The organism is Mesorhizobium sp. L2C084A000, from assembly GCF_000502875.1.
Taxonomy (GTDB): Bacteria; Pseudomonadota; Alphaproteobacteria; order Rhizobiales; family Rhizobiaceae; genus Mesorhizobium.
In genome coordinates this window covers 310,001-314,426 of record NZ_AYWX01000005.1, presented here as the reverse complement: position 1 = coordinate 314,426, position 4,426 = coordinate 310,001, and the positions used below count along the sequence as shown (strand labels likewise).

Annotated in this window: 2 tRNA genes, 2 rRNA genes and 2 pseudogenes (1 of these 6 only partly in view); all 6 read right to left on the bottom strand. The window is 56.4% G+C overall.

Annotated elements, in window-relative coordinates:
- Nucleotides 1-250: 250 nt before the first annotated feature.
- A pseudogene (locus X735_RS01000000165840) lies at nt 251-558 on the bottom strand (type II toxin-antitoxin system RelE/ParE family toxin).
- A 5-nt stretch (nt 559-563) separates the two neighbouring features.
- Nucleotides 564-826 (bottom strand): annotated as a pseudogene (locus X735_RS1000000166745) (type II toxin-antitoxin system ParD family antitoxin); the annotation flags it as partial.
- A gap of 937 nt (nt 827-1,763) precedes the next feature.
- A tRNA-Met gene (locus X735_RS151800) sits at nt 1,764-1,840 on the bottom strand.
- A gap of 36 nt (nt 1,841-1,876) precedes the next feature.
- Nucleotides 1,877-1,953, bottom strand: a tRNA-Met gene (locus tag X735_RS151805).
- Between the two features lie 202 nt (nt 1,954-2,155).
- Nucleotides 2,156-2,270: ribosomal RNA gene (rrf, locus tag X735_RS151810) — 5S ribosomal RNA — on the bottom strand.
- 272 nt (nt 2,271-2,542) lie between these two features.
- Nucleotides 2,543-4,426: ribosomal RNA gene (locus X735_RS151815) — 23S ribosomal RNA — on the bottom strand (it continues 1,018 nt past the right edge of the window).

The following is a 4,426-nucleotide window of genomic DNA, read 5'->3' as shown; positions in this document are numbered from 1 at the left end:
AGCCGCCCTCGTTCGTGAGGCGTATATAGTCGCCACACTCGACAACTGTCAACACACATCGACAATGTTTTTTCGATTTCTCGCAGAGATATCCACCGGGCCGAAATTCATGAGTTGGCTTGGCTGAATTGTGGGCGGCGTTCTAGCGCCTACCATTCCTGTGATGCGTCCCGAGCTCGAGGCGCTGATGTGTGCCATCGCACCCGCCGCGCCTGGAGGACTGCACAGCAATTCTCCACCGAAGCGCCGTTTAGAGCCGGTCCTCGAGCAATTCCGGTGTGATGTTCCGGTCGGCGTAAAAGATGCCCAGGATCAGGACCCGCCTGCCCCCGACGGCAAAGGCAATGCTGACGCCGCGGTAGCCAACAATCCGCAACCCAGGCATGATCTCGACCCGCTCGGTGCCCGCCGTGGAAACGTCGACAGGTCGAGACAATGGTCGCGGATACCCGCAATGAAATTCCAGGCGATCGCCGGCGACGCACGTCCGGCTATGTCATCGTAGAGTTGCTCCAGCTCGGCTTCTGCCTTGGGGTGGAAGACAATCCGATACTCCACCCCGACTTGGCTTTCGCCTGCTTGGCGCGATGACGCGCCTCCAGCCGGGAGAAAACCGTTTCGGCAGGGATGCCCTTCGATGAATCCTGCCGGAGTTCAGCAGGCGCCCCGGTATCTCGTCGCGCAGCCATTTCTCCCGCTCCGCCTCGAAATCCTCAAGCATGCGCAGGCCCGCGCGGACAACCTCGCTGGCATTACTGTAGCGGCCTGATTCGAGCTGCTTCCTGATGGAGCTCTCGTAATGGTCATTCAAAGCGCAATTTGGCATTGGCACCGCCCTGCGGGAACATGGGAGTGATCCCGAACCTGGATAGATGTCAGCTATTAGCAAAATTGGCTGATTCGACCATGCCACGCCTTGCGCCACTCATCCCCAGAGAATCACCCTTCACTTGATTCGACTTGATCGAGGCGTCGCTTCAACGCCCCGGGCCGTTCGGCCAACGGCACTTGCGGCTATTGCGGCGTGACACACCCAACGGCCGGCGCGATCGAGAATCCACATGCAGGTCGATTCGCGGTCCTCAGTCATTGTCATGGCCGAGGGTGGCCACAAAAGCCGGCTGAATAGAACGCCACCCCGACCCAATTCATTTCGTATTTGATTGCAAGTCATCACCGACATCACTGACCGATGCCTGACAAGAGGATCGGATGCTTCCTCTTTTTTGCCTCCGATTCGGTTGATCCGGTCATGGCGGCGGCTGGGCACTTCACTGCCAGTCCCCCTAAACGCAAACGGCCCGCGGCTGCGGGCTGTTTTGAATTAGGTTTTGTCGAGAGGCTTGTTTTGTTGTCGTAGCTTGTCGGCTGAGGCCTCTTTGTGCGCCGAGGAGTGCCGCGCTTGCAGGCACCATTGTCCCCCGAATGCGAACGGCCCGCTGGCTGGTGCCTGGGGGACTGTTGCTTGGTGGAGATTGGTTTGCGGGGGACGGGATTGGGTTTTTTGTCCCGCAGCTTGGGCTTCGCCTTGTTGCGGGCGCCTGATCCGGGGCAATCGATGGCCAGCCCAGCCGAACATCAAAACGGCCCGCGGGCTTTGTGCCAGGCGGGCCGTTTACCGCAGATTGGTTGCGGGGACAGGATTGAGTTTTCTGTCCGGCGGCGTCGGCTCCGCTTGCTTGCGGGCGCCTGATGACAGGTTAAATCGCCGGCACCACGGCACAATACAAAAGAGCCCGCACGAGGGCGGGCTCTTTTGTATTTGGTTGCGGGGACAGGATTTGAACCTGTGACCTTCAGGTTATGAGCCTGACGAGCTACCGGGCTGCTCCACCCCGCGTCACCTCCAGGGCAAGCTCTTGCTTGCTCCGGACNTTGGTTGCGGGGACAGGATTTGAACCTGTGACCTTCAGGTTATGAGCCTGACGAGCTACCGGGCTGCTCCACCCCGCGTCAACCCTAAGCAAGCGTTTGCTTGCGTTCCTAAGCAAGCGCTTGCTTGCTTTTTTTGTGTAAGCCGAGGCCTACAGATAGGTATATGGCTGACCAAATGAAAGGGCCGCTTACGCGGCCCGTGATCCCTTGGCGGGCCATTTCATAAAGAGAAGATTTCTCTCACATCCGATTGGATGTGAGTTCAACGTGCGTTTGGCAGACCTGGCAGCGACCTACTCTCCCGCGTCTTGAGACGAAGTACCATCAGCGCTGGAGCGTTTCACGGCCGAGTTCGGAATGGGATCGGGTGCAGCCGCTCCGCCATAACCACCAGGTCGGCAAAACGCACGTTGTTCGAGAAGCTTTTTTGAGCGAATAGCCAATAGTGAGTAGCGAATAGGGACCCTATTTGCTGCTTTCTCTGAGCTGTTCGCTGGTCTTTTTGTGCCTTTACAGTTCTTTGGATCCTGACGCCTTTCGAAGCGAAGCTTCGCAAGGTCGACCGACCGTCGGCGCTGATGCGCCGCACCCACGTAGCGCCGCCCGCAGGGCGGAACAAGCGTGAGTGAGAACATCTGACTTTGTCAGATGAGCATAAGGAATGAGAACGATCAAGCCGATCGAACTATTAGTACCGGTAAGCTTCAAGCGTTGCCGCTCTTCCACACCCGGCCTATCAACGTGGTCGTCTTCCACGGTTCTCAGGGAATACTCGTTTTAAGGTGGGTTTCCCGCTTAGATGCCTTCAGCGGTTATCCCGTCCGGATATAGCTACCCTGCTATGCGGCTGGCGCCACAACAGGTCCACCAGAGATCCGTCCATCCCGGTCCTCTCGTACTAGGGACAGATCCTTTCAATATTCCTACACCCACGGCAGATAGGGACCGAACTGTCTCACGACGTTCTGAACCCAACTCACGTACCGCTTTAAATGGCGAACAGCCATACCCTTGGGACCTGCTCCAGCCCCAGGATGCGATGAGTCGACATCGAGGTGCCAAACAACCCCGTCGATATGGACTCTTGGGGGTCATCAGCCTGTTATCCCCGGCGTACCTTTTATCCGTTGAGCGATGGCCCTTCCACGCGGGACCACCGGATCACTATGACCGACTTTCGTCTCTGCTCGACTTGTCAGTCTCGCAGTCAGGCAGGCTTATGCCATTGCACTCAGCGAACGATTTCCGACCGTTCTGAGCCCACCATCGCGCGCCTCCGTTACTCTTTAGGAGGCGACCGCCCCAGTCAAACTACCCACCATACATTGTCCCGGACCCGGATAACGGGCCGCGGTTAGACATCCATAGTAATAAGGGTGGTATTTCAAGGGTGGCTCCACCTGAGCTGGCGCCCAGGTTTCAAAGCCTACCACCTATCCTACACATGCCACTACGAATGCCAATGTAAAGCTATAGTAAAGGTGCACGGGGTCTTTCCGTCTAACCGCAGGAACCCCGCATCTTCACGGGGAATTCAATTTCACTGAGTCTATGCTGGAGACAGCGGGGAAGTCGTTACGCCATTCGTGCAGGTCGGAACTTACCCGACAAGGAATTTCGCTACCTTAGGACCGTTATAGTTACGGCCGCCGTTTACTGGGGCTTCGATTCAGAGCTTGCACCCCTCCTCTTAACCTTCCAGCACCGGGCAGGCGTCAGACCCTATACGTCGTCTTGCGACTTCGCAGAGCCCTGTGTTTTTGATAAACAGTCGCTACCCCCTGGTCTGTGCCACCCTCCTCTACTTGCGTAGAAAAGGGTCACGCTTCTTCCGAAGTTACGCGTGCAATTTGCCGAGTTCCTTCAGCATAGTTCTCTCAAGCGCCTTGGTATACTCTACCAGACCACCAGTGTCGGTTTCGGGTACGGTTTATAAGGAGGAGCTATTTCCTGGAACCACGCAGCAGCCCGTTCAATCCGATAAGATTGGACTACCTCAATGATCCGTCACTACCTCCAAGCCCACGAATATTAACGTGGTTCCCATCGACTACGCGTTTCCGCCTCGTCTTAGGGGCCGGCTAACCCTGCTCAGATTAGCTTTAAGCAGGAACCCTTGGTCTTTCGGCGGGGGAGTCTCTCACTCCCCTTACGTTACTCATGTCAGCATTCGCACTTCTGATACCTCCACCACCCCTCACGGGTATGGCTTCNAGTCTCTCACTCCCCTTACGTTACTCATGTCAGCATTCGCACTTCTGATACCTCCACCACCCCTCACGGGTATGGCTTCATCAGCTTACAGAACGCTCCGCTACCGCTTGGCCCTTGCGGACCAAACCCTAAGCTTCGGTGTATGGCTTTAGCCCCGTTACATTTTCGGCGCAAAGACCCTTATTTAGACCAGTGAGCTGTTACGCTTTCTTTAAATGATGGCTGCTTCTAAGCCAACATCCTGGTTGTTTTGGGATCCTCACATCCTTTCCCACTTAGCCATAACTTGGGGACCTTAGCTGTAGGTCAGGGTTGTTTCCCTTTTCACGACGGACGT